Source organism: Mycobacterium sp. NGS41 (genome assembly GCF_059812725.1).
This window is the reverse complement of the sequence record NZ_JCALDF010000024.1, coordinates 1-23,926: the sequence shown is the minus strand read 5'-3', so window position 1 is coordinate 23,926 and position 23,926 is coordinate 1. Positions and strand designations below refer to the sequence as shown.

General features: G+C 64.8%; 23 protein-coding genes and 1 pseudogene. 11 read left to right on the top strand and 13 right to left on the bottom strand.

Features of this window, described 5'->3' with window-relative positions:
* Nucleotides 1–5: 5 nt before the first annotated feature.
* The 3 genes from AC5Y21_RS19295 to AC5Y21_RS19285 all read left to right on the top strand — a co-directional run bounded on the left by AC5Y21_RS19295 (nucleotide 6) and on the right by AC5Y21_RS19285 (nucleotide 4,415).
* Nucleotides 6–1,070, top strand: coding sequence for a DUF7064 domain-containing protein (locus AC5Y21_RS19295; RefSeq protein ID WP_499914744.1), 1,065 nt, complete (start codon nucleotides 6–8; stop codon nucleotides 1,068–1,070).
* A 183-nt stretch (nucleotides 1,071–1,253) separates the two neighbouring features.
* Nucleotides 1,254–2,123, top strand: coding sequence for a DUF8832 domain-containing protein (locus AC5Y21_RS19290; protein WP_499914742.1), 870 nt, complete (start codon nucleotides 1,254–1,256; stop codon nucleotides 2,121–2,123).
* Between the two features lie 12 nt (nucleotides 2,124–2,135).
* Nucleotides 2,136–4,415 carry a heavy metal translocating P-type ATPase gene (locus AC5Y21_RS19285; RefSeq protein WP_499914740.1) on the top strand — a complete coding sequence of 760 codons (2,280 nt, stop codon included), beginning with the start codon at nucleotides 2,136–2,138 and terminating at the stop codon, nucleotides 4,413–4,415.
* 68 nt (nucleotides 4,416–4,483) lie between these two features.
* Here AC5Y21_RS19285 and AC5Y21_RS19280 read toward each other — a convergent pair whose 3' ends face one another.
* Nucleotides 4,484–5,680 (bottom strand): aromatic ring-hydroxylating oxygenase subunit alpha, encoded by a 1,197-nt coding sequence (locus AC5Y21_RS19280; RefSeq protein WP_499914738.1) that lies wholly within the window; start codon nucleotides 5,678–5,680, stop codon nucleotides 4,484–4,486.
* A 60-nt stretch (nucleotides 5,681–5,740) separates the two neighbouring features.
* Between AC5Y21_RS19280 and AC5Y21_RS19275 the strand changes: the two genes are divergently transcribed.
* Both AC5Y21_RS19275 and AC5Y21_RS19270 read left to right on the top strand, forming a co-directional pair.
* Nucleotides 5,741–6,538: a PaaX family transcriptional regulator C-terminal domain-containing protein gene (locus AC5Y21_RS19275; RefSeq protein ID WP_499914736.1), complete on the top strand. Its 798-nt coding sequence runs from the start codon at nucleotides 5,741–5,743 to the stop codon at nucleotides 6,536–6,538.
* 81 nt (nucleotides 6,539–6,619) lie between these two features.
* Nucleotides 6,620–8,014, top strand: a complete 1,395-nt coding sequence (locus tag AC5Y21_RS19270) for an alpha/beta hydrolase domain-containing protein (RefSeq protein ID WP_499914732.1) — start codon at nucleotides 6,620–6,622, stop codon at nucleotides 8,012–8,014.
* A 4-nt stretch (nucleotides 8,015–8,018) separates the two neighbouring features.
* Here AC5Y21_RS19270 and AC5Y21_RS19265 read toward each other — a convergent pair whose 3' ends face one another.
* Together AC5Y21_RS19265 and AC5Y21_RS19260 are read right to left on the bottom strand one after the other, a co-directional pair.
* The gene (locus AC5Y21_RS19265) at nucleotides 8,019–8,591 is read right to left on the bottom strand and encodes a UGSC family (seleno)protein (RefSeq protein ID WP_499914731.1); all 573 of its coding nucleotides are present in this window, start codon (nucleotides 8,589–8,591) and stop codon (nucleotides 8,019–8,021) included.
* A 97-nt stretch (nucleotides 8,592–8,688) separates the two neighbouring features.
* Nucleotides 8,689–9,807, bottom strand: a complete 1,119-nt coding sequence (locus tag AC5Y21_RS19260; protein WP_499914730.1) for a hypothetical protein — start codon at nucleotides 9,805–9,807, stop codon at nucleotides 8,689–8,691.
* Between the two features lie 96 nt (nucleotides 9,808–9,903).
* Here AC5Y21_RS19260 and AC5Y21_RS19255 point away from each other — a divergent pair, with 96 nt between their 5' ends.
* The gene (locus AC5Y21_RS19255; RefSeq protein ID WP_499914728.1) at nucleotides 9,904–10,857 is read left to right on the top strand and encodes a LysR family transcriptional regulator; all 954 of its coding nucleotides are present in this window, start codon (nucleotides 9,904–9,906) and stop codon (nucleotides 10,855–10,857) included.
* A gap of 6 nt (nucleotides 10,858–10,863) precedes the next feature.
* On the opposite strand, the gene AC5Y21_RS19250 is transcribed toward AC5Y21_RS19255, so the two are convergent.
* The gene (locus AC5Y21_RS19250) at nucleotides 10,864–11,883 is read right to left on the bottom strand and encodes an NAD(P)H-dependent flavin oxidoreductase (RefSeq protein ID WP_499914726.1); all 1,020 of its coding nucleotides are present in this window, start codon (nucleotides 11,881–11,883) and stop codon (nucleotides 10,864–10,866) included.
* A 325-nt stretch (nucleotides 11,884–12,208) separates the two neighbouring features.
* Here AC5Y21_RS19250 and AC5Y21_RS19245 point away from each other — a divergent pair, with 325 nt between their 5' ends.
* Together AC5Y21_RS19245 and AC5Y21_RS19240 are read left to right on the top strand one after the other, a co-directional pair.
* Nucleotides 12,209–13,027, top strand: coding sequence for a polysaccharide deacetylase family protein (locus AC5Y21_RS19245; RefSeq protein ID WP_499914840.1), 819 nt, complete (start codon nucleotides 12,209–12,211; stop codon nucleotides 13,025–13,027).
* 54 nt (nucleotides 13,028–13,081) lie between these two features.
* Nucleotides 13,082–13,201 (top strand): annotated as a pseudogene (locus tag AC5Y21_RS19240) (hypothetical protein); the annotation flags it as partial.
* 259 nt (nucleotides 13,202–13,460) lie between these two features.
* On the opposite strand, the gene AC5Y21_RS19235 reads toward AC5Y21_RS19240, so the two are convergent.
* From AC5Y21_RS19235 to AC5Y21_RS19200, 8 genes are all read right to left on the bottom strand, one after another.
* Nucleotides 13,461–14,195: a hypothetical protein gene (locus AC5Y21_RS19235; RefSeq protein ID WP_499914724.1), complete on the bottom strand. Its 735-nt coding sequence runs from the start codon at nucleotides 14,193–14,195 to the stop codon at nucleotides 13,461–13,463.
* Nucleotides 14,196–14,258: 63 nt separating this feature from the next.
* On the bottom strand, nucleotides 14,259–15,998 hold the full coding sequence (locus AC5Y21_RS19230) for an asparagine synthetase B family protein (protein WP_499914723.1): 1,740 nt from the start codon (nucleotides 15,996–15,998) through the stop codon (nucleotides 14,259–14,261).
* Nucleotides 15,999–16,007: 9 nt separating this feature from the next.
* Complete coding sequence (locus tag AC5Y21_RS19225) at nucleotides 16,008–16,508, bottom strand: hypothetical protein (RefSeq protein ID WP_499914721.1); 501 nt, start codon at nucleotides 16,506–16,508, stop codon at nucleotides 16,008–16,010.
* Between the two features lie 12 nt (nucleotides 16,509–16,520).
* Complete coding sequence (locus AC5Y21_RS19220; protein WP_499914720.1) at nucleotides 16,521–17,327, bottom strand: hypothetical protein; 807 nt, start codon at nucleotides 17,325–17,327, stop codon at nucleotides 16,521–16,523.
* Nucleotides 17,324–18,241 carry a hypothetical protein gene (locus AC5Y21_RS19215; RefSeq protein ID WP_499914718.1) on the bottom strand — a complete coding sequence of 306 codons (918 nt, stop codon included), beginning with the start codon at nucleotides 18,239–18,241 and terminating at the stop codon, nucleotides 17,324–17,326. Before AC5Y21_RS19215 ends, AC5Y21_RS19220 begins: the two co-directional genes overlap by 4 nt.
* 272 nt (nucleotides 18,242–18,513) lie before the next feature.
* Nucleotides 18,514–19,554: a hypothetical protein gene (locus tag AC5Y21_RS19210; RefSeq protein WP_499914717.1), complete on the bottom strand. Its 1,041-nt coding sequence runs from the start codon at nucleotides 19,552–19,554 to the stop codon at nucleotides 18,514–18,516.
* Between the two features lie 145 nt (nucleotides 19,555–19,699).
* Nucleotides 19,700–19,897, bottom strand: a complete 198-nt coding sequence (locus tag AC5Y21_RS19205; RefSeq protein WP_499914838.1) for a DUF8462 domain-containing protein — start codon at nucleotides 19,895–19,897, stop codon at nucleotides 19,700–19,702.
* Between the two features lie 441 nt (nucleotides 19,898–20,338).
* Nucleotides 20,339–20,509: a hypothetical protein gene (locus tag AC5Y21_RS19200; protein WP_499914715.1), complete on the bottom strand. Its 171-nt coding sequence runs from the start codon at nucleotides 20,507–20,509 to the stop codon at nucleotides 20,339–20,341.
* A 42-nt stretch (nucleotides 20,510–20,551) separates the two neighbouring features.
* On the opposite strand from AC5Y21_RS19200, the gene AC5Y21_RS19195 reads away from it, so the two are divergent.
* Complete coding sequence (locus AC5Y21_RS19195; protein ID WP_499914714.1) at nucleotides 20,552–21,079, top strand: glycosyltransferase; 528 nt, start codon at nucleotides 20,552–20,554, stop codon at nucleotides 21,077–21,079.
* Nucleotide 21,080: 1 nt separating this feature from the next.
* Here AC5Y21_RS19195 and AC5Y21_RS19190 read toward each other — a convergent pair whose 3' ends face one another.
* Nucleotides 21,081–21,527 (bottom strand): MarR family winged helix-turn-helix transcriptional regulator, encoded by a 447-nt coding sequence (locus AC5Y21_RS19190; protein WP_499914712.1) that lies wholly within the window; start codon nucleotides 21,525–21,527, stop codon nucleotides 21,081–21,083.
* A 75-nt stretch (nucleotides 21,528–21,602) separates the two neighbouring features.
* Between AC5Y21_RS19190 and AC5Y21_RS19185 the strand changes: the two genes are divergently transcribed.
* The gene (locus tag AC5Y21_RS19185) at nucleotides 21,603–22,544 is read left to right on the top strand and encodes an extracellular catalytic domain type 1 short-chain-length polyhydroxyalkanoate depolymerase (RefSeq protein WP_499914711.1); all 942 of its coding nucleotides are present in this window, start codon (nucleotides 21,603–21,605) and stop codon (nucleotides 22,542–22,544) included.
* Between the two features lie 83 nt (nucleotides 22,545–22,627).
* Nucleotides 22,628–23,887, top strand: coding sequence for a metal-dependent hydrolase family protein (locus tag AC5Y21_RS19180; RefSeq protein WP_499914709.1), 1,260 nt, complete (start codon nucleotides 22,628–22,630; stop codon nucleotides 23,885–23,887).
* The last annotated feature ends 39 nt before the right edge of the window (nucleotides 23,888–23,926 follow it).

The following is a 23,926-nucleotide window of genomic DNA, read 5'->3' as shown; positions in this document are numbered from 1 at the left end:
ATTCGATGGCTGTTGACCTGACCGGCAGTATCGACCCGTCGCGCGAGCACATGTTGGCCCAGCGTCCGGACAACCCGGAGATGCGCGACTCCGTCAGCTTCTGGGTGGTCGACGACCGCGGCGAGATCGGCCTGCCCCGCATCGGAATTGAGGCGGTCGGCGCCAATTGGGATGCCCACGACATTCAGGTCAACGTGGCTTTTCCCGACGGACGCGTCTACCGTGCACGGACCAACGGGCCGTCGCTGCCGGCGCAGGGCCCCGACGGGCAGCCCAGCGTCTTGGGCGCGGGAGGGCTGGTGTTCCGGTGTATCGAACCTTTCGCCAGCTGGACGATGTCGTACGACGGGCCGGCGGTGCAGACGTCGTCGTCCGATTTAGCCGAGGGCAACAAAGATGGTCCTGCGGTCGACATCGGTTTCCAGGTCGAAGCGACGATGGCCGTGCCCCCGTGGGTGCAGGGCGCGCTGCAATCTGACGCCGCCGCGCGGCTGAAGACTTCCGTCGAAGGCGGCCTGATGGGCGGGCCGCGTTATGAGCAATTGTTCACCGCAACAGGCGAATTCCGAGCGCCCAGTGAGCATCGCACGTTCACCGGTACCGGCCTGCGGATCCGTCGCACCGGCGTGCGTAAGCTCGCCGGATTCTGGGGACACTGTTGGCAATCGGCGGTGTTTCCCAGTGGGCGCGCGTTTGGCTATATCGCCTACCCGCCTCGTCCTGACGGCCAGCCGACCTTCAACGAGGGATACATCTTCAGCGGCGACGGCGGACTCGTCCCCGCCCGCGCAATCGCAGCGCCCTGGCTCACCCGGCTGCAATCCGTCGGCGAGGACGTCTCGCTGGTGTTGCAGACCGCCGACGGTGTGCACGAGATCAAGGGCCAGACCGTCTTTTCCACGCACGACATCCATCACAACGACGACATGTACTCGATGCAGGCCCTCAAGGAGGAGATGCCCAGCTTCCCAGCACTGCAGCAGGCGGGTGTGCGCTACTCGTGGGACGGTGAGCAGAGCTATGGCATGCTCGAGCGCTCCAACCCGCTGGAGAAAATCGCCAGAGACTGATTTGTCCGCGCGGCATCTCTGCGGTGCTGCCGCCGACCGTGGGCGCTATGGACGAGCGGGATAAGAAATTCGTACCTAAGCCCCACGTTCGATGAGCTCGATTCTTGACGGGGATACCCCATGGGGGTATATACGTTTATAGTCGCAGTACCGATACACGGCGCTATTAGTCCAGGGAGCGGCATGAAAGCACCAGCGAAGCTCGCGCTGTTCGGGGTCGGATTGGCGGTTGTGTTCGGTTTTGCCTTCTTGGCAGGTGGAGCGGTCATCCCCCACCACGTCGCGTCAGTGAACTCCGGCCACCCCGGGCACGGTGCCGAGCCGGTGCGTGGGGTTTCGCTCAGCGCCGGCGACCTGATGCTGGGCGCGGTTACTGCCCCCGCAGCCGTCGGATCCGGCGGCGTCCTGTCGTTCCGGATCCAAACCGTCGCGGGCGTGCCAGTGACGAAATTCGACACCGAGAACACCAAGAAGCTGCATCTGATGGTGGTGCGCAGTGACGGCACCGAGTTTCGGCACGTGCATCCCACGATGAACGACGACGGCCAGTGGTCGATCCCCTGGACCTGGGCTGCGCCGGGACCCTATCGCATCTTCGCCGACTTCGTCCCCAGCACCGGCGCGCTTGCGGGCAAGAACACCGTGCTGTCGGCCACGATCAACGTCGAGGGCACTGTCACGCCGCACCGACCGTGGACTCCGACGGCGGTAAGCCACGTCGACGGGTTCACCGTCACCATCGACGGCAGTCTGACGGCCGGCACCGCATCGACGCTGACCACGACCATCACCCGCGACGGCCTGCCCGTCAGCGTGCAGCCATACCTGGGTACCTACGGGCACCTGGTCATACTGCGGGAGGGCGATTTGGCCTACCTGCACGCGCATCCGCAGGATGACGAGGCGGCCGGGCCGACGCAAAGAGCCGGGAGGATCTCGTTCATGGCCGAGCCGCCCACCCCCGGACGGTATCTGCTCTACCTCGACTTCCAGGTCGACGGTCAGATGCACACCGCGCAGTTCGTCGTCGATGCGCTGACAACACATCACTAGAGGAATGCGATCATGCCCGAGATGACTGGTTCTCCCGCCGCGATGAACAACATCGAGCTGCAGATCGCCGGGATGACGTGTGCCTCCTGCGCGATCCGGATCGAAAACACGCTGAACAGCCTCGATGGCGTCAACGCGACGGTCAACTACGCGACCGAAAAGGCGACCATTCTGATCCCGGCCGGCTACGACCCGCAGGCGCTGATCGCCGAGGTCAAAAAGACCGGCTACACCGCGGTGCTGCCGGACCATCGCGAAGAACCACTCGCCGGGCCGGAGACGGATGAATCCGAGCTGAGATCGCTGCGCAACCGCCTGATTACCGCGGTCGTGCTCGCGACCCCGGTCATTCTCATGGCAATGATTCCCGTCCTGCAATTCCGCTACTGGCAATGGGCGTCCCTGGCCCTGGCGGCGCCGGTGGTCGTATGGGCGGGCCGGCCCTTCCACGCGGCCGCATGGGCCAACCTCAAGCACGGCGTCGCGACCATGGACACCCTCATCTCGGTCGGCACCCTGGCGGCATTTGTGTGGTCGCTGTATGCGCTCTTCCTCGGGACGGCCGGGGAACCGGGTATGCGCCACCGCTTCGAGCTGACCGTCACGCCCAGCGACGGCGCCGGCAACGTCTACCTCGAAGTTGCCGCCGGTGTGACCTTGTTCGTGCTGGCCGGCCGATATTTCGAGCAGCGCTCCAAGCGGCGCGCCGGTGCAGCGTTGCGTGCTCTGCTGGAGCTCGGCGCCAAAGACGTCGCCGTGCTGCGTCGCGATATTTCCGACGCAGAGATCCGCATCCCCGTCGACCAACTCGAGGTGGGCGACGAGTTCGTCGTGCGCCCGGGCGAGAAGATCGCCACCGACGGGACGATTGTCTCGGGCTCTTCGGCCGTGGACGCCTCGATGCTGACCGGCGAGTCCGTTCCGGTCGAAGTCGGTCAGGGCGACGCGGTCACCGGCGCCACGGTTAACGTCGGCGGGCGCCTCGTCGTGCGCGCCACGAGAGTCGGCGACGACACCCAGCTGGCGCAGATGGCCAAGCTTGTGGAGGCGGCCCAATCGGGCAAGGCGCAGGTCCAGCGGCTCGCCGACCGCATTGCCGGCGTGTTCGTCCCGGTCGTTATCGCCCTCGCCGTGGCCACGTTCGGGGCCTGGCTCGGAGCCGGCTTCCCCTTCACCGCCGCGCTGACGGCCGCGGTTGCGGTGCTGATCATCGCCTGCCCGTGCGCACTCGGATTGGCGACTCCGACCGCGCTACTGGTCGGCACGGGACGGGCCGCTCAGCTCGGGATCCTGATCAAAGGACCGGAGATGCTGGAGTCCACTCGCAGAATCGACACGATCGTGCTCGACAAGACCGGCACCGTCACCACCGGCAAGATGACCCTGGTCGATGTGATCGCCGCACCAGACGCCGACCGCGCCACGGTGCTGCGCTACGCCGGAGCCCTCGAGGATGCCTCCGAGCACCCCATCGCCCAGGCAATCGCCAAGGGCGCCAAGGCAGAACTCGGTACCCTGCCCACACCCGAAGACTTTGCGAACGTGGAAGGTAAAGGCGTCCAGGGGATTATCGACGGACACGCGGTCGTCGTCGGGCGGGAGAGCCTGCTGTCCGACTGGGCACAGCACCTTGATCCAGAATTGTCGTCCGCCAAAGCCCGCGCCGAGACCGAAGGCAAAACCGTCGTGGCCGTCGGTTGGGACGGCCGCGCCCGCGCGATTCTGGTGGTCGCCGACACCGTCAAACCCACCAGCGCAGAAGCCATTCGGGCGTTCAAGCGGCTGGCACTGACACCGGTGCTGTTGACCGGCGACAACAAGAATGTCGCCGAGCGCATCGCCGAGGAGGTCGGCATCACCCACGTCATCGCGGACGTGCTGCCCGCCGACAAGGTGGCCGCCGTGCGGCGCCTACAAGCCGAAGGCAAGATCGTCGCCATGGTTGGTGACGGCGTCAACGACGCCGCCGCGCTGGCAGCCGCCGACCTCGGACTGGCCATGGGCACCGGCGCTGACGTCGCGATCGAAGCCGCCGACCTGACCCTGGTGCGCGACGACCTACGCGCCGCGGCGGACGCAATTCGGCTCTCCCGCAAGACGTTGGACACCATCAAGACAAATCTGTTTTGGGCCTTCGGCTATAACGTCGCCGCGATCCCGCTCGCGGCACTGGGCCTGCTCAACCCCATGCTGGCCGGCGCCGCGATGGCTTTCTCCAGCGTCTTCGTCGTCGGAAACAGCCTGCGCCTGCGTAGCTTTACCAGCATCATCAAGGATCTGAACTGGGCCTGAAGTACCTGGCGGAAGCGGCGCCCGCTGCGCTGCGATTGACGATGGGCTGACGACGCCGCCGTCGCAGTTCAATCAGCCGGCAATCGAGCCAGTCGCTCCCCAAGAGTGGCGTGGAAGTGCCCGATCGCGCTCTCGTGCCGTCCGAACTCGAGGAAATCGTTTGCCCCGGAGTGCAAACCGCGTTGCACGCCCGCCGACATCTCGTTGTCCTCTATGGCACCGCGCGCGACGAGAGTGCCCGCCGGATTGATGGGAGGGTCGTGCGATGCGCGCTTCGCAAACTCGGCTTTGGCCATCGAATAGACGGTGAATATACTGTGGCCCACATCCACTGGATCGATGACCGCCACGAGCACCAGGTCCGGAAATGTGGCCACCATGACGTTGGGGAACAGGTGATACACGTACGTCACCCGGGCGTCGGCCGTCCAGGTGCTCTGCGGGCGGTCGCGGAGTCGCTCAATGTTGCGGTAGGGGAAGGCGATACGACAATTCGGGCCAAACGTCTCGATGACGTTGAGGTCGTCGTATTGCAGCGGGTAGAAGGTGTCCTTGTGGGTCGAGCGCAGGTGGTAACCCTCCAGGAACTGCTCGACGAGCACCTTCCAGTTCATCGCTCGCAGAGTGGAATCCACATAAACAAGCTGCCGCGCCGGGTCCAACTTGTCCCGCCACGGGCTCCCGTCCTTCAGCCACGCCATCGCCTCGTCAGTCTGCTGCCGATCACCCACACCTGAAAGCGGGCCAACGACGATAAGGGCGTCCACCTCTTGGCTTTCGACCTCGACCAGGCCGCGCGTCGACATGTCCAGGTCGGGAAAAGCGTCGTCGTGGGGCACGTGTGAGAGAGAACCGTCCAAACGATATGTCCACCCGTGGTAGCGGCACACCAGCGCATGCGAGCATCCTGCGCCTTCGACCAGCGCGAAACCGCGATGCCGACACGCATTGCGAAACACCCTCGCCCGGTGATCGGGTCCGCGGACCGCGAATAGGGGCACCCCGAAGACGGTTCGCTCGACATGGTCGCCCGGGTTGGGGATGGTCGCCGACGGAACGAAGACGCTCGGCATCGCGCGCAGCGCTTTGAGCTCCGCAGCGAAACGCTCTGGTTTCAAATAGTTTTCGACGGGCTCGCGCCACGCCCCACCTTCGTCGGTGGTGCCGCCGTCGATATGAGCGAGGAGGCGACGAACGACCTCTAGATCGTCCGCGATCGTCGGCGGCCCAATCGGCGGTCCAGTCAGCTGCGTCGCGGAACTCATGGTTTGTCAGTATCACACTATTTCCGTCACGCGTCAACGATTTAGTGATACCGTGGCGCGGTGTCGCAATCGCGGGTGAAAAAGCTGATCGGTAACCGGCCGCTGAGTGCGCGCTCGGTGCTTGCGTCGGCGCTGCTTGGGGCCAATCAGCCCCACCTCACGGTGGGCGAGCTCGTCACCATGGCCTCCCTCTTCGGCATCACGCCCGGCGCCGCGCGCACCTGCCTCTGGCGGATGGTTTCCGCCGGCGAACTGACCGCCGACGACGGCAACTACGCGCTCGCCGGCCGCCTGCTGGAACGTCGCGAACGCGTCGACGACGCATCCCGGATCGACGACGCGGCAGGTTGGGACGGAACCTGGGAATTGGCAGTCGTTTCGCTGGAACGCCGTTCGGCGGCCGATCGCCTCGAGCTTCGGAAAGCGGCCATCGCGCTACACCTCGCCGAGCTCCGCGAGGGAGTCTGGATACGTCCGGACAACCTTGACTCACAACGACTTCCGGGCTCGCGGGCAGTGCTGGACCAGCAGTGCATTCACTTTCACGGCGCCGCCACCGATATTTCCGCCGACCAGATGCGGTCGCTATTCTCCCTGGACGGATTGGCAGACGATGCCAAGGCGCTCATCGAGGCGATGAACGCCGAACTCCGCCACAACATGGGGGCGGACTCGGCCAAACGTTTCGCCGACGAATTCGCACTCTCGATCGCTGTCGTCCGGCATCTGCAGCTAGACCCACAGTTACCGGTCGAGCTCATCGGCGACGACTGGCCGGGGCATACGCTGCGCGACACCTACCGTCGTTTCGACGAAGCCTTCAAGCAACGAATGAACAATGCCTACCGCCGCCCATAAACCAGCTGGCCAAATAGTGGTCTTCACATCCTTGGTGTAGGAAGTATCTGTGTCGTCTTTACAAATCGACGGGATCCTGTAATGGATCGCCCTGTCGTCACACCCCTACCCGGGAAACCTGCCCTACTGCTCGGTGCTTTTGACCTCGGCTCGGTCGGCTATGTCGCCGAGGAGTTCTTCGTTTCCGGAACAGCATCCTGTTACGAGCCCACAGCCGAGCTCGGACCGGATGGCCGATGGGGCGTAACCCCTTCGGGCACCGCCGATTACACCACTCGGATCGTCGTGGTAAAGCCAACGGACAGCGCGCAATTCAACGGGACCGCGCTCGTCGAGTGGCTCAACGTGAGCGGCGGCATCGATGCTCCGGCGGTGTGGTTCATGGCGCATCGCGAAATGGTGCGATCCGGTTACGCGTACGTCGGAGTCTCGGCCCAGCAGGTGGGTGTTCAGGGCGGCACCAGCCTGATGGGCATCGACATGTCGTTGAAGAGCCAGGATCCGGCACGGTATGCGCCCCTGAGCCACCCCGGCGACTCCTTCTCGTACGACATGTTTTCTCAGATCGGCCGGCTCGTCAGGGACGGCGTTGTAGATGAGCTTCGCCCGCAACATCTCGTCGCCCTGGGCGAGTCTCAGTCAGCTCTGTTCATGACGACGTACGTCAACGCCGTCGACCCGCTCGCACAGGTCTACGACGGGTTTCTGGTGCACTCCAGATTCGCGGCTGCCGCGCCGCTGGACAACAGCTCCATGTTCGACGAGTCACAGGCCAACACGCCGCCAGCCGCCAGGTTCAGCCCCGAATTGCGTGTCCCGCTCGTCGCCGTCATCACCGAGACCGACCTCTTCGGGGGCATCCGATCGGGCTATTACCTTGCGCGGCAGCCTGATAACGATCGGTTGCGGGTCTGGGAGATCGCCGGAACCGCACACGCCGACAACTACACGATTCAGGTGGCGCCGATCGATGACGGGTCGGCGCCGGTGAGCGACATCGTGGCGGCATACGCGCCGACCGACATGCTGATGGGTCAGCAACTGCAGCACTGCATAAACTTCGCCCCGCAACACCACTATGTGTTGCAGGCAGCGCTGGCGCAGCTCTGCCGGTGGGTCGAAACGGGCGAGCCGGCCTCCAGCGGCGCGGACATTGCGCTCACCGATGCCGACCCGCCCGAGCCGATTCTGGATGCCAACGGACTTGCAACGGGTGGTATCCGGACCCCGTGGGTGGATGTGCCGGTTGCCCGGACATCCGGGACGGGCAGCGTCGAGAGCATCATGGCGGCCATCTTCGGCTCGGGCGAGCTCTTCGACGCCGCCACCCTGCGTCGGCTCTACCCTGGCGGGCGCGAGGACTACCTGGAACGCTTTACCGCTTCCCTCGACACGGCGATTCAAGCGGGATTCATCTTGCCGGCAGATCGGGCGGAGATTATCGAGATCGCTTCCGCGTCCTATCCCGCGTTGTGATTCGTCATTCGGCGGCGATCTCGACGAGACTTCCGTTCCGCACCTGGGCGTCGCCGCACCAGATCCGGCGCGCCTGTGGCGCAATGTCGGCGGAGCGGCCGTCCAGCTGTTCGAGGGTCAGACTGCTGATCGGATGAGTTGCCACCGCAGGTTCCAGGCCGGCCATTCCCCGCGACTCGCGTTGCAGTCGGGCTTCGTGCTCGAATTCCGTTGTCACGATTACCACTGTCGGCAGTCCGGCCTCTTCCAGGCGTACCGCGTCGTTCACACACGCCGAGCAGCACGAGCCGCAGTCGCCGATTGCCGTTAGTGCGACATCGTTTTCGGCGGCGATCTGGCTGATCAGCTCGGGACTTGCGTCCGAGGAGAAGTGGTCCTTGTCGTAGTAAGTGACCGAGGTGAACGTGAGACCGTGATCGGCCAGCTCACGAACGGTGGCGCGCAACAACTTTGCGGCGTTCCATTTGGTGTTGCTCAGCACGCCGAGGCGCAGGCCCGACGGGTTGCCGGTCCGGGGCGCCATGGGGATGGCCTCCACCTCGACCACCCCGCATGGGTCGTAAACATGGTCAGTCATTGAATCTCCTTGGATTGTTTTGCCGAGCAGACGCAAAAGCCCCATTTTGCGGACGCAAATGGGCGCTTTTGCGTCTGCTCGCGCGTGGTTCGGTGCTTCAAAGTCGGCAGGTTCCGTCGGAGCACTCGAGCTCGCTCCCGGCGCCACTGGCGCCGACAACCCCGTCGTCAATGGCGCGCAACACCGGCGTCGTTGCCGTGCTCCACCCCGGCAGGAACGCCGAGAAGCGGCCCGCGGATCCGCCGGCGACGAACAGGTGGATGTCGTCGGGAGTGAAGACGATCGGAACCCGTCGACCCGGTTCGCGCGCATACCATTTCGGCAGATTTCGGTTGTAGGTGCGCCCTCCGGGCGGCGCGTAGCGATTGCCGTAGCTCACCTGGTCCCAATCGTTGGTGCCGTTGAACCACAGGTAACGACGCACGTCGTCTCGGGTCCAGCCGAAGGAGGCGATAGTGCGCGCATGCTCGACACCGATGACGACCGTGCAGGAGCCGCCGAGGACCGCGTTGTTGTGCGCGACGGTGCTCATCGCCGAGGCGATGGAATCCAGAATCCCTTGCGGGTCATCGGAAATGTGGTTGGTGACGCTGTGCGGGGCTTCGGCCCCGATGACCAGGACGGTGCTGTCTTCGGCTGCGAATCCGTGCTCGACGTGATAGGGGGCCCACGGGCTCGCCTCCTCGTTTTCGGCGATGCAGAAGGTGTACTTACCGGGGTGGCCCAGGGTGCTCTTGTCGAGCTCACCGGGGATGCCGCCACCGACGCTGAGCAGGATCAGCCGAACCGCGCGGCCGATGGTGGCGTTGGCGCGGTTGCCGGAGCCAAACACGTTGCCCCCGGCATTCATTCCGATCTGACACGCGATCGGTCCGTTGACGACGATCAGCGGTGAGACCACATGCGTGGTCGCCTGGATGCCATTGAGGTTGAACCGCGCATCGGCCAGGGCGAGAATCGCCGCCCGCACGACGGGCGCGTATTCGGGTCTGCAACCGGCCATCACCATGTTGACGGCCAGGAGTTCGCGGGTCAGGCTGCCCCACCGCGGCGGGATGCGCGCCACTAGTTCCTGGGGGTCTCCGCCCAGTACGTGCAGCACTGCGGCCACACGCTCGGGCGTCGGAGGGACCACCGGCAGGCCGTCGCTCCATGGTTGGTCGAAGTAGTACTCGACGAGGTCGCGCTTGTCGGTGATTGGCGTCGCCACGGTCACTTCGGTTGCCTCCTACGTTGCTTATTGAGGCAACCGTAGGACTGCTGCATCTTTACTGTCCAAGACATATTTGGCTAGCTACTATATTTGCCAGATATGACAGATCCGGAGCTGCGCCTGCTGCGCTATTTCGTGGCCGTCGCCGAGGAACGACACTTCGGCCGCGCCGCCGAACGGCTCCACATTGCCCAGCCGCCGCTGAGTCAGCAGATTCAAAAGCTGGAACGTCAACTGGGAGTGGAGCTGATCGATCGGTCCCGGCGGCCGATCGAGCTCACCGACGCCGGCAACGCACTTTTTGCCGAGGCGCGGCTGGCGCTCACCCACGGCGAACGGGCGTTCGCGGCCGCGCGCAGGGCCGCCGCAGGTCAGCTCGGGCACCTGCACATCGGTGCCCTGCTGGCCGCGGTCGACGGCGTCCTGCCGTTTGTCATGCGCGCCCACCGCCGCGACTACCCCGACGTCAAACTCGAGCTCACCGAACTGAGCACCGCCGAGCAGGTTGCGCGTTTGGTGGAACACCGCCTCGATGCCGGCTTCCTGCGCGGGCCCGTCGACGAACGGTCGCTGACCATCCAGACTCTCATCGACGATCCGCTTGCCGCGGTCGTGTGGGACGACCACGTACTTGCCGAGCACGAGCGGATCGCCCCGTCGCTGTTGGCGGATCAGCCGATCATCATGTGGACTCGGGCCACTGCGGCCACTACCTATGCCGACGTCGTCGAGCTGTTTCGCATGCATGACATCGAGCCGCTGATCGTCGACGAAGTGCCGCGAATCCAGACGGTTCTCGCCCTGGTGGCATCCGGAGCCGGGATAGCTTTGCTACCAACGTCATTCATCAACCTCAGCCGAAACGGCGTCCGGTTCATCCCGCTACACGGACCGCTGCCGCACCGGCCACTGGCACTGGCATGGCGCACGACGGACCAATCACCAACCCTGCGTTGCCTTCTCGATGTTGCTGTGCAGGCGTCTCCGCTGTACTCAAGTGATCTCGGCCGGCGCTATCCGCAACTCGCTTCGCCGTCGCAGGACCAGCGCTAGATCAGCTCACAGATGCGAAGCGAGGTTTTGCAGGATGTCGGCGGTGGGTTCGGCGGTGGCGTGCCGCCATCCCGTTCCTGCCCACAGGTGGACGAACTCGGGTTTCCCGGCCGCCGCCGCGGCTTTGCGCAGCGGGCTGGTGAGGTGGTGCAGCGCCGGATAACCCAGTGGTGCCTGCGCTTCGTGGGCGTCGATGAAGTTGTTAAGCAGGCCGCGGGCGGGCCGGCCGGTGAAGGCTTTAGTCAGCACGGTTTCGGTGCGCTGTGCATCGGTGAGGGCCGCCTGATGGGTGGCCGAGGCGCCGCTTTCGGCGGCGCGCAGCAGCACGGTGCCGACCATGGCCGCCGCGGCACCCGCACGGATCACCTCGACGACGGCCTGCGGGGTGGCGATGCCCCCGGCTGCTACGACGGGGACGTCTACCGCCTCGGTGATGCTGCGGACCAGGTCGGCGATCGGCGTCGGAATCACGGGCTGACGTGGGGTGAGGGTGGCGGAGTGACCCCCCGCCGTCGACGCCTGTACTGCGAGCAGGTCAACGCCGGCGGCACAGGCCTGCGCCGCTTGATCTGCGGTCGTCACGGTTTGCATCACCAGGCTGTTGGCCTGCTGCAGTGCGGCGATCACGTTGCTTGGCGGAATGCCGAAAGTAAAGGAGACGACCGGCACCGGGTCGTCGAGCAGCAGCGCGATCTTGGCGTCGAAGTGATCGTCGTCCTCGACGGGCTCCGCTGGCAGGGTCAGGCCGAACTGGTCGGCTTCGCGCTGGATGATCGTGGCATACGTTCGGTAGCTTTCCGGGTCGACAGGCAGCGGGTTGGGTGCAAAGACATTGATCCCGAACGGGATACCCTCGCCCCGTACCTGGGCGATTTCAGCTGCAACGGCGTCGGTGGATTTGTAGCCGGCGGCGAGCATGCCCAGGCCGCCGGCCCGGGTCGCCGCGCATACCATCGCCGGGGTGGTCGGACCGCCCGACATCGGAGCGGCCACGAGGGGGAACGACATTCCGAACTGCTCGAGCATGTGTGCACCTGCCGTCGGTGTGTGATCCATTTCATGGCGCCCGTTCAGTCCAGCATGAACCTAAGGGGCCACGCATCGCCGGGCAAACTTTCGGGCCGGCTGTCAGCTCGCGGTAGGTAAGCTCGACAAGGCCGGCCAGCACACATTTCGATTTGATCTCAGCGCTGACCTCCCGCCACGGATCCGACATATCGGGCCTGGTGATGGTACGGTTCGCTGCTGTGGCGGCGTCATTTTTCAACCCGGGCATTGCTTGCGGAAGCATGCCCGCTGCGCCGCGCGCCGCAAACGACATGCGAAGCACCGGGGGCGTACGGTGCCAGACCTGAACCGTCGTCGCTTCCTCGGGGCGCTTGCCGCGGCCACCGTGGCAGGCGTGGGCGCAGCTCGCTTGGTAGTCGACCCGCAACCGCGGACATTCGCCCAAGCGCCCGCGGCCGCGGCGGCCCCTCCCGGACCGGCCACTGCCGCCCCAGCAGCGCACGTATTGCCGCCTCCGGCGGCGGCCGCCCGCATCCGGCTGCCCGGTGGCGGGGCACTGATGAAACTTCCCGGCCAGGGCGACCTGCTCGCGCTGACCGTCGACGACGGCGTGAACAGCGAAGTAGTGCGCGCCTACATACAGTTCGCCAAGGACACCGGCGTGCGGCTGACGTTCTTCGTCAACGGCGTCTACGACTCCTGGACCGAGAACATCCAGTTACTCCGGCCTCTGGTTGATTCCGGACAGATCCAGCTCGGCAACCACACCTGGTCGCATCCGGATTTAACGACCCAGACGAAAAGCCAAATTGCCCAACAGCTCACGCGCAACGACGACTTCTTGAAGAAGACCTACGGCGTGGGCGTGAAACCCTATTGGCGACCGCCGTACGCAAAGCACAATGCCGACGTCGACGCCGTGGCGGCCGACCTGGGCTACACCGTTCCCGTCTTGTGGTCAGGCTCGTTGTCGGATTCGACGTTGATCACCGAGGAATACATCGTGAAGATGGCCAACAAATACTTCACTCCTCAGGCCATCGTGATCGGGCACCTCAATCATCTGCCGGTCACCCACGTCTATCCGCAACTCGTCGAGGTCATCCGCGCCCGCAACCTGCGTACCGTCACCCTCAACGACGTCTTCCTCAAAACTCCTTAGCCGCAGCCCGATTCGGTTACGTAGCCGATGTCACCAACGGACACAACCGCTGCCGAGGTTGCATCGCACCTCCCAGTGTCGCTGACAAGTTTCATCGGGCGTGCAGCGGAAATCGCCGAGGTGCAACGGCTGCTGACCACGAACCGGTTGGTAACCCTAAGCGGCGCAGGCGGTGCGGTGCTGGTGGAACCGGTGGCCATGCGACGACGGAGCCTGCCCGGACTCATAACGATGCAATTTGTGTACGGGATCCGTTGTGCCAGTGACACTTTAAATTCCGCCGGCAAAAAGGCACCAACCGCGCGGTCGCGCGCTCGTCTGAACATGTAGGTTTGATCCGTTGCGGCGCCGACACGCGCCGCGCCAGCAGAGCATTACTCCCCCCGGCAATCCCCCAGTTGTGGGCACTTCGTAACTGATCGTCGCCCGGCGCTCACGGACCGGTGAGCGGGCAGGTGCGGGCCGGGGGCCGGGAGTCGGCCAGGAACACGGTCTGAGCGGTCATCTTGTAGCCGGACATGCGTTCGCGGAAGATCTCGATGGATTCCTCGGGGTGGACAGAGTCGATCACGGCATGAGGGCCGATGGCGTTGAACTGGTGGCTGGTGCCGCGGGGGATCTGCATGTCGACGAAAGAGCAGGGCGGGACCACGAGGTTGTAACGGATCCGGCGGATGTCACGCGGGGCGTCGGGCAGGTCGTCCTGAAACTGGCTGGGACGGAACGGGGTTACTCCCGCGATGTCGGTGACCTCGAACGGTGAGAGGCTACTGACACGGATTTGGGTGTTCGGGCCCGTCATCATGCGGACCAGTCGCAGCCCGGTGTGCAGGTGCATGCGCGAGCAAATGCCGCGGTCCTCAACGTCGTAGAAGTCCATCAGATAGCGGTCGGCGAAGTACCCGTCGAAGGGCTTTTCGATCATGTACACGTCGCCCTCTTCAAACGTCTGCGAGCGCACGATGCCGTCCACATCCGGCGTGGTCGCGGCGCGACTCGACTTGGCGCGGTGGACGATTCCCGCTAAAGCCTGCACGACCGCGAGTGCGACGTCGGCGGGAAACTGTGCCACCGGCGTCACGACAATGCGTGCGGGGTCGACGAACTCGGCGATATCGTGGATCTCGTTCTCGTCGTCGGCCGTAGTCTTGATTCTCGGTTCGGGCATGCGACACGAACTCCTCAATGTGTCAATCGGTTCTGTCGGCAGCGGTGCGGATTCGTCACGGCCTCACGGGTCCACCCCGAAGGAACGTAACCACAGCTCCAGCGACAGCAGCAGCCACAACTTGCCGCCCGGGCGCGGCAACAGCGCACCCTGACCGCGAAGCCAGGCGTGGATGGTGTCCTCCCGGAACAGGCCCCTGGCCCGTGCTGAGCGACCCAGCAGCAGGTCGTGGCTGAGGTCGCGCAGCGGACCGGCCAGCCACTGCTGCACCGGAACTCGCATTCCGCTCTTCGGGCGATCGACGATCGTGGCCGGAAGCAGGTCGCGCACCGCCTGTTTGAGAATCCACTTCTCGACTGTCCCGGCCAGTTTGTAGTGCGGCGGCACACAGAAGGCGTGGTCGATCACCGCTCGGTCGAACAGCGGCGCACGCCCTTGGACGCCGGCAGCAGTGGTGATGCGTTCCACCTTGGTAAGAATGTGATGGGCACCCTTGGTGCGCAGATTTGCGTGCAGCAGCTGGTTGAGCAGGCTATGCATTCGGCCCTGCCGCAGATACGGCGTGAACACCTCGGTGAGCGGCGGCGCATCGGTGAGTGCGGCGAGCACCTCTGGGCTCAGCAGCACCGGGAGGTCCGGGTAGCACTTGCGGTAACTGTCGAGGTATGCCTGCGCCCGGGCATTGGGATCGGGATCATCGCGAGCCAGTTCGAAGATCAGCATCGGCAGGTTTTTGGGGCCGCCGAATACCGGGTCTCCGCCCTCGCCGTTGAGAACCACCGTAGCGCCGTCTGCCGCAACGGCTTCGGCGAGCATCAGATTCGGGACAGTCAGCGGGTCTCCGACAGGGCTGTCCAACAGCGCCACCGTTTGCGCGAGCCGGGCCGCGACCGCCTCGCCGGAGACCGTGAGCACGCGATGCCGCGTGTTGCAATGCGCGGCAACCAGTCCGGAGTACCCGAGCTCGTTGGGCGCATGACGCCCGAAACTGATGGAGTAGGTGTGCACAGTGTGGTCGTGCAGTTTGGCGGCAAGGGCAGTGACTAGGCTGCTGTCAATCCCGCCAGACAGCAACACCGCGACGGGCTCCCCGGGTGGCAGTCGCCGGACCGTCGCATCCTCGAGCAGGGCGCGCAGTTGCAGCGCGTGAGCGTCGGCCGGTCTGCCGTCGGTGACTTCGCACGGCTCCCAATACGTTTCCTCGGTGGATGAGCCGTCTGCGCGCACCCGGACACAGCGCCCTGGCAGCACCTCGGCGACGTCGCGCAGCAGCGTCTCGCGCCCTGGCAGATAGGCGAAGCTCAAAAACGACCGCACCGCTGAAAGATTCAGGCCGGTCCGAAGCTTTGGCCAGCGCGCAAGCGTTCGCAGCGATGTCGAGGCACACCAGTTATCACCCACCGACGCATAAAACAGGGTGCGAGCACCCACATGGTCGTGTACCAGCAGCAGCTCGGTTCCATCGACGATGGCGAGGGCGAACATGCCCTCCGCGGCGGCGATTCCGTCGAGCCCGAAGCGGGCGTAGGAGTGCAGTAAGAGTTCACCGTCGCTGCAGCCGGGCGAGGGTGCGTCGGCGCCGAGGCAGGCGCGCAGCCGGTCGATGTTGTGCAGTGTGACCTCTCCGACTGCGACCAGAGCGCCCCGGCCACGGCGATCGGCGCGGTACGGTCCGGCGGCCGCACCCGGGCCGCTGACCAGACCCAGGGCATAGCGCCCGGTCACCGCTATCGGGTCGGCACCGACCGCGCGAACCTGGCCCGGCAAATCGTCCGGACCAAGGAATGCACACCAGCGAGACATCTGAGCACCTCAGCCGAAGTCGCAGCCGTCGGCCCAGCAGTCCGCGGTGTCGCCCCAGTCGGCAACGCTCGCAGCGTCCCAACCCCCTCCGCCCGAATCCGACGGTTCCTTCGCAGCCTGCGTGCGCAGCTCTTCCTCCTGCGCCGCGGTCAGGCTGTCCGGCGGCATCGCCAACCCGCCGAGCAGGGCCCCGCCGGCCACTGCGGCCAAGATTGTGCCGATCCGCCAACCGAACGAGGACCGATTCGTGGTCAGAACACTGTCGCCCCACAAAGTTCGCCCGTATCCGCCTTCACGCCCGTAGATCACCCTTCCGTCGCGGTACGTCCGCTTGACCAGCCCACGGCCCAGTGGTTCGTCGGTGCCGGCGTCACCGCGGTGGTCGTGCCACTGCACTGCCCCCGCAGCGGATCGCCGCCGCCACTCTTGGCGCCCGTCGGAGTACTGCCGATGCACGGTGTCGTCGCTGAGCAGTTCATCGGTATAGGTGATTTGCCGCTGCATCGGCATCGAAAGCCCCTCTCAGGCGGCAGGCCAGGTCAGGAAGCCCGTCGCGCGGACGCGGCGCACCTCATCGAAAAACGCTGGCGCTGGCTGTACTTCGCGCACCAGCCGGTGCACGGTGCGCAGCAGCGAGGCCGGGTTCACCGCCTCGAGGTGGACGAATCGCCCACGGCGCAGCCAGGCGCGCTCCCACGCGGTGACCGTGGCCTCGACGGGCTGCGGGCGGCCGTGGCAGTGAAAAAGGTGCAGCCGACCTGCATGGTGCGGCCGCAAACCGAGCGGGATCACGCGCACGCCTGCGGGAATATCGGTGAGTTCGCAGACTCGCGCGGGGAAGGCGAGTCCCCGCGGGCTGGCGTCGTGCACCACATAGATCGCCGCACGCTCGGCTCGGGTGAGCATGTTCGCCATCCGCGGATCCAGCGGCAGCTCGGCTGTCCCCAGCACCGGACAGGCCGATTCCATCGGTACCCCGTTGGCGCGCAACATCTGTGCGACCGCATCGGACTGGCAGACCAGCAGTCGCGGCAGACCGTAGTCGAACAGGTCCGGTTCCGGGGTGTGCCGGCCGGCGGGTTCAGAGCAAGGGGGTGCGGGCCTTAGCAGTCCGGCCACCTCGCCGTGGCGGCGTAGCGCCTCCTGGAACGCTCGGTAGTTCACCGGCGGCGCGACGGTGAACGCAGGCCGGTGTGGCAGCCGTTGCGCCGGCAGCGCCAGTCGGCAAAGTTCGTAGTAGAGCTGGCGTTCGGTGAACCACAGTCTTGCTGGTGCGCCCGCCCGCTCGGCCGCGATGCGCAGCAGTCGGCCCAGCAGCCGGTCCCTCACGACGCCGGCCAGGTGAGAAAGCCGATCGCCTCGGCACGACGCTGGTCGGGATCCGGCATTCCCTCAACTCGCTGCACGGCCCGATCCACCGCGGTGATCAGTTTGGCGGGTGGAACCGCGGCGATCGGCGACCACCACCCCTCGGCCAGCCAGTCGATTTCCGCCTGCGTCAATGTGTCTCGGCGCAACCGGGCCAGATCCTCCTGCGCCGGTGCAGGCTCGCGCAGCCGCAGTGAGGACCGGCTGACCAGCACCGTTCTCGGCGCCAATCCGGCCACAACAGCTCGCGGTCCCAGTGTTGCGCGGGCGGAGTCCGCGAATTGCAACCCGGCCAGGCTCGCATCGTGCAACACGATCACCGGGATCTGCGGGGGGATTTCCTTGATGCGCTCCGCCAACATGATGGCCCGTGTGTTTGGCACGTCGTTGGCGGCAAGGCAGGTGCGCACGGAGGGGTCCGGACACAGCAGCGCGAAGCGCGGGTTCTCTACCGGCGGCGGCAGCGGCGTGCGCGGATCCACTTCTCCCGGCGGCAGCCCGCTGTACACCTTCGTCCACCGAGCATCCACTTCCCGTTGAAAGAGTTGGTTGCTGATGGGGATCCGGATCGGCGCGCGGCGGTAGGCCCGGATCGCCGCCAGTATCGTCACATAGGCGAGCAGCGCGACCACCGCGGCGGCGACGAGTGCAATTAGGGGGCGCAGGCCCGCGATCAGGCCCGCGACGAAGATGAGGCCCAGGACGGGGACCCCGGCGATCGTCAGACCGATGGGGACCGCGTTGGATCCTGTGTGGGGACGACGCACTTTCTTCCAGGCGGCTGCATACCAAAGTTGCGTCGGCGTGTAGCGCAGACCGCGCCCGTCACTGAGCCGCTCGGCCAGCCTGTGAAGCCTCAGGTCGTGCAGCCCCAACGGGTCTGTCTTGGGCTCCAGTGCGAACGTTCGGCGGCACTTCGAACAGCGCCGTTCCGGACGCTGCTTGTACAACAGTGTGTGGCGGCAGTGCGGACAGATCACGATTCATCGACCCCGCTTGGGCTCGCCCGGCATGTGAGCCTCAGTGTCGCACGATGATCGATCTCGTGACCGCTGCTTTGCTGCATCCTGGTTCGATCCTGTGGGCGGACCGCTGGCCGACAGGGGGTGCGGTTGCGGTTTGGAGGAGTCTCCACATTCGTTCTCGGTTACCGTAGCGATGCCCAGTAATTCGTCATAACGACGATGAAGGTTGACATCGTCGCGATGCCCAGGAAAGCCTCAAAGCCATACAGGAACTGATAAATGAAAGCCGCTTTCTCCAGATAGTAGGTATTCGCACCGAAGGTGAAGAAACCGCCGGCACTGAGCAGGAACCCTGCTTCGCCGAATGCACTGACAAAGATCGCGGTGAATACGAGTAAGAGTGCCAGCGCGGTAAGCAGCACACGTATCGGTTTGATGCCATACCCGGTCGTATATTCCAGGAAGTAGCGAGCCAACCGCTGGTGTTGGTTTGGAGTGTTATACCGCGTGAGTGAGCGTTTCTCGAGAAATAAGTTAATCCGAGCCAAATGGCTTATGCGTCCAGCCTCATAGGCGTCACGCAAGCTACGATGAAAGGGTGCTTCATATCGCCGGTCGAAGATCGCCGGGGATGATCCTTCGCGGCCGAAAGTGTACGAACGCCGTGCACGCTGTACTACCTTCGTAAGCTCGTCGAACTTGCAATCTACAAACACATCGGTTTCAAAGAAACAGTCCCTGAACTCCACGTTTTTAAAGGTGCAGTTGGAAAAAGTATTCCGCTGAAGAAAGTTACACTTGGTAAATCTACAGTCTTCGAAGTCAGCGCCATAGGCGTTGAACCTCATAAGGGTGACTGAATCGAAGTGCACTCGGAGGGCGTCGATGAAATTACCCGTGACCGTCCGCCATGTGCCGTGATCAAAGACCACATCGCGCCAGCGCGCGTAGTTTAGGATCAGATTCTTGAATAGCTCATCATCGGGCGCTCTGATGGTTAGCTCCACCAGGCGCAGTCCCCTCATGTCGGAATTATCCTCAAAAAACCCCGGCGGCCCGTCAGTGACAATGTCGTTGAGTCGATTACCCCCGCCGTCTTTTATTGCGGAATCTACATCGGTGAATACTTGTTCTCCGCGCGGTGTCTTCCAACGGTCCTGGAACTTTTGCCGCCGTTTATTGATTTCAACGTAATTGGCGAGCAGGTTCAGGGGTGTATACATGGGCAAGTTGTAGCACAACTTGTCGACTGACGCCGGGTGACTCGGATCAACGCGAGGCGATCCGCGCCCCGCGCCCGCAAAAGCCCCGCCAAGTCACCAACGGACCCGGTCGCCTGGACGAATCATTGCTCCTCCGATGTCATTGCTAGTCAAACTCTTGCAAGTCCTGTCGGAGGACGAACTCGTGCATGCCGGGCACCGTGAAGGCCAACATGCCGCGGTCGGGAGGGTAGATCAGTCCTTTATTGATGAGTTCGTTGCGAGCGACGGACAGGTCGCTGGCACGCGATTTACGCATACGAGATGCCAAGGTGGACACCGTCGCCGGGCCGTCATTCCGTATATAAGAAATCGTTATACGGCCTTAGAAAGCTTTAGTATTGGGCCGCTTGCGAGCGACCTGAGGCTCCGCCGTGCTGCACCTGAACGACACCGTCGCCCAGTGTGTCACCGGTGTGTGACGAGCGCTTCGGCGCATCCGGTGTGTCCTCTGAATGCCAGGACGACCAGTGACGAAACCCTTTGTACGAGCGCTGGACTGTGTGAGGCGTTCTTGTAGCCGAGCATTAGCTTGCCACTTTGCAGCCCGTCCACGCCGTAGACAATCGAGCCGAACAGGTCGGCGCAGTCGCGTCCCTAGGAGAATGCGCGCGGGTAACGACGGTGGTAGCCGTCTTGCATCATGGTGCCCCGGCACTTTTCGCATGTTTCGCCTGGGATGTGGACGGTGTTTCTCAGGTACCCGGGTGCCGTCTTGCCCGTTAAACTGCAACCCTCCGTTGGCTCATCGCGGCGCGAACAGCGACGCCGGCAACCAGAACGTGTAGTTGTCCTTGCATTCGTCGTAGCCGTGCGTGCCGGTCGGCTGGTATCCCGCCACGGAACTGAGGCGCTGCGCGTCGTCACTGCCCGCGCGGATCTCGATCCAGTGCGCGGCACACCACCGGTACGCCATGTCGGCGTTGTGTGGCAAGGCGTTCCGACGGCTGCGACACCGATGCCGGTGCCGCGGGTCCTGGTCCGCCTGCGCACCTGTGCATTTGCCGGGCAACGACGGATGCTGCAGCACATCCTCGATGCCATCGAGCCGTTGCGGGTGGAGGCGACTGTGACGGTGGGACCGGCCATCGACGCGTCCGGATTGCGCGTGCCGGCGAATGCTTCGCTGCACGCCTGGCTCGATCACGATGAAGTGCTGGCGACCGCGTCGTTGGTGGTGGGCCATGGCGGACACAGCACGACGATGCGAGCGTTGTCTTTCGGTGTGCCCCTTGTGGTTATGCCCGCGAATGCGTTGATCGACCAGAAGTGCGTCGGCGCAGCGCTGGAGAACATCGGCGTCGGCATCCTGCTGCGCAAACACGCGAGCGTCAGGCGAATACGCGCGGCAATCAGCACGGTACTAGGTGATCCGAGCTACCTCGCGGCGGCGGTTCGACTCGGCGAGAGCATCCGTCAACGTGACGGCGCCCAAGAAGCCGCCGACGCCATCAACGAGTTCGCGAAAACTTATGTGGCACAATGAACTACTTGTTCTCTGCGGAGAGCAACATTGTCAGGGTCTTTCGAAGTTCGCCAAATCGCCTTGGTCCCAGCGTCTGCTGCCAGCGCTCCTCTAAATCGAGTGCACTGGAACGCATTACCCGCAGCGCCTTTCGGCCGCGCGGAGTCAACTCGATGATCTGAGCGCGCGCATCGACTGGATCGGGCACCCGGCTCACATAGCGATGGCGTTCCAGCGCGGCGACCGCCTGGGCCACCGCCTGGCGAGTCACCCCAAGCCTGTCGGCCAGATCTGACGCATGCAACCCGCCGGTTATCAGCGGCACCAGGGCGACCGATTGCGCCGGCCGGATCCCGTCGAGCCCGGCTGCGGCGAAAGCCGCTCTCAGGCGCGGGGCACCGGATACGGCCACCAATTGCACCAGCGCCGGCACCGTCGGCTCCCAGTCGGCATCCAGAACACGTCGCATGGCCCTGAGTGTGCCACCCGACGGCAGATTGACAAGCTGCTTGTCAAAACCCGCCACGGCTGCCACCATGGGGTCATGCGGTCTGGCAGCGTTCGGACACTCGGCGTGTGCGTGCTCGGAACCCTGATGCTGTTGGTGGGCGGATGTCTGGGCGGTGGTCATGCGGTGGGGACGCCGGATCCCAAGTCGATCCCGGTCGGACAGTCCACCCAGTCCTTCGATTCGGGCGGTGTCACCCGGACGTTCCACGTCTACCGACCGCAGGAACTGAGCGGGGGCGTGCCCCTAGTGATCATGCTCCATGGTGGCTTCGGCAGCGGCGCACAGGCGGAACGCGCCTATCACTGGGACACCGAAGCCGACCACGGCCATTTCCTGGTCGCCTATCCCGATGGTCTCAATCGTGCCTGGAATGCCGGGTCGTGCTGCGGTAATTCGGCTCGCACTAACGTCGACGACGTCGGGTTCATCAGCGCCATGGTGTCCGTGATCGAGCACGAGACGTCCATCGATCCGGGCCGCGTCTACGTCACCGGCATGTCCAACGGCGCCATGATGGCGCTTCGGCTTGGGTGCCAGACCGACACATTCGCCGCGATCGCGCCCGTCGCGGGCACACTGCTCACCGACTGCTCGCACGCGCGGCCGACGTCGGTTCTCCAGATCCACGGCACCGCCGATGACAGGGTTCCCTACGACGGCGGGCCGGGCAAAGCCTTCGCGGGCGACGGCAGTCCACGTGTCGACGGCCCCTCGGTGCCATCGGTGAACGCCACCTGGCGTTCCATCGACGCGTGCGCAGAACCGACATCGAACACCTCCGGGCCGATAACGACCTCGACGGCCGGATGCGCGGACGGCCGGACGGTGGAGTTGATTTCGGTGGCGGGGGCGGGCCATCAATGGCCTGGTGGTGAACGCAACCCGGCCTCGGAAAGGCTTGGTATTCCTTCGCCGTCGACGGCGCTGGATGCCACCGACACCGTTTGGCAGTTCTTCACCCAGCACCACCGGTAGGTCCGCCGAACAGACGCAAAAGCACCCTATTTCGGCACGAAATGGGTGCTTTTGCGTCTGCTCGCCGTAGCTAGGCTGAAGCGGTGGAAACTCCGGAACTGCGAATCTCTAACGTCAACGTCTTCGACAGCGTCGATGCTCACGTCGTCGGGCCGATGGACGTCACCATTCGGGACGGGCTGGTGGCGTCAGTCGCGCCGGCCGGCTCGGCCGGGCCCGCCAGCGATGGCCTGACGATCGACGGGACCGGCAAGACGCTGCTTCCGGGCTTGATCGATGCGCACTGGCACGCAATTTTCACTACCATCCCGGCGGCTGTCGGTCAGCTCAGCGAGGTCGGCTACGTGTTCGCCCGAGCGGTCGTCAGCGCCCGCGAGACCTTGCTGCGCGGCTTCACCACGGTCCGGGATCTCGGCGGCCCGGTGTTCGGGATCAAGCAGGCCATCGACGAGGGCGCCATCCTCGGCCCGCGCATCTTCCCGGCGGGCGGTTTCATCTCCCAGACCGGCGGGCACGGCGACTTCCGCCTTCCCAACGAAGTCCCCCGCGGTGTGGTCGGGCATCTGAGCTACTCCGAAATCATCGGCGCTGCCGTTATCGCCGATGGCGAAGCCGAAGTACTCCGTGGTGCGCGGGAGATGTTGCGGCGCGGGGCATCTCAGCTCAAACTGATGGCCGGGGGTGGCTGCGCCTCGCCGTACGATCCGCTCGACGTCGCCCAGTACACGGAAACCGAGATGCGCGCCGCGGTCGATGCCGCGCAGAACTGGGGCACCTATGTCACGGTGCATGCCTACACTCCCCGTGCGATTCGCACGGCCGTCGCCGCCGGTGTCCGCTGCATCGAACACGGCCACCTCATCGACGAGGAGACCGCCGCGCTGCTCGCTGAAGAGGGCATCTGGTGGTGTCTGCAACCGTTCCTCGACGACGAGGACGCGGTACCGCTGCCCCCGGCGAGCCAGGCGAAATTCCAAGAGATGGTCGCCGGCACCGACACCGCCTATCAGCTGGCTATCAAGCACCAGGTCAAGGTGGCGTTCGGGACGGACATCCTGTTCGACGCCAAGCTGGCCAGCCGACAGGGCGCTCTACTTACCAAGCTCACCCGCTGGTACAAGCCGGCCGAGGTGCTGCAGCAGGCCACCATCCGCAACGCCGAGCTGCTGGCCATGTCCGGGCCGCGCAACCCGTACCCGGGACGCCTCGGCGTCGTGGCCGAAGGGGCGTTGGCCGACTTGATTCTCGTCGACGGCGATCCGGTCGCCGACATTTCGTTGATCGCCCGGCCCGACGAAGCTTTCACCGCCATCATCAAGGACGGCCGCCTGGTCAAGGGCTAATGGCGAGCAGACGCAAAAGCACCCGCGCGCTCGGCGTGT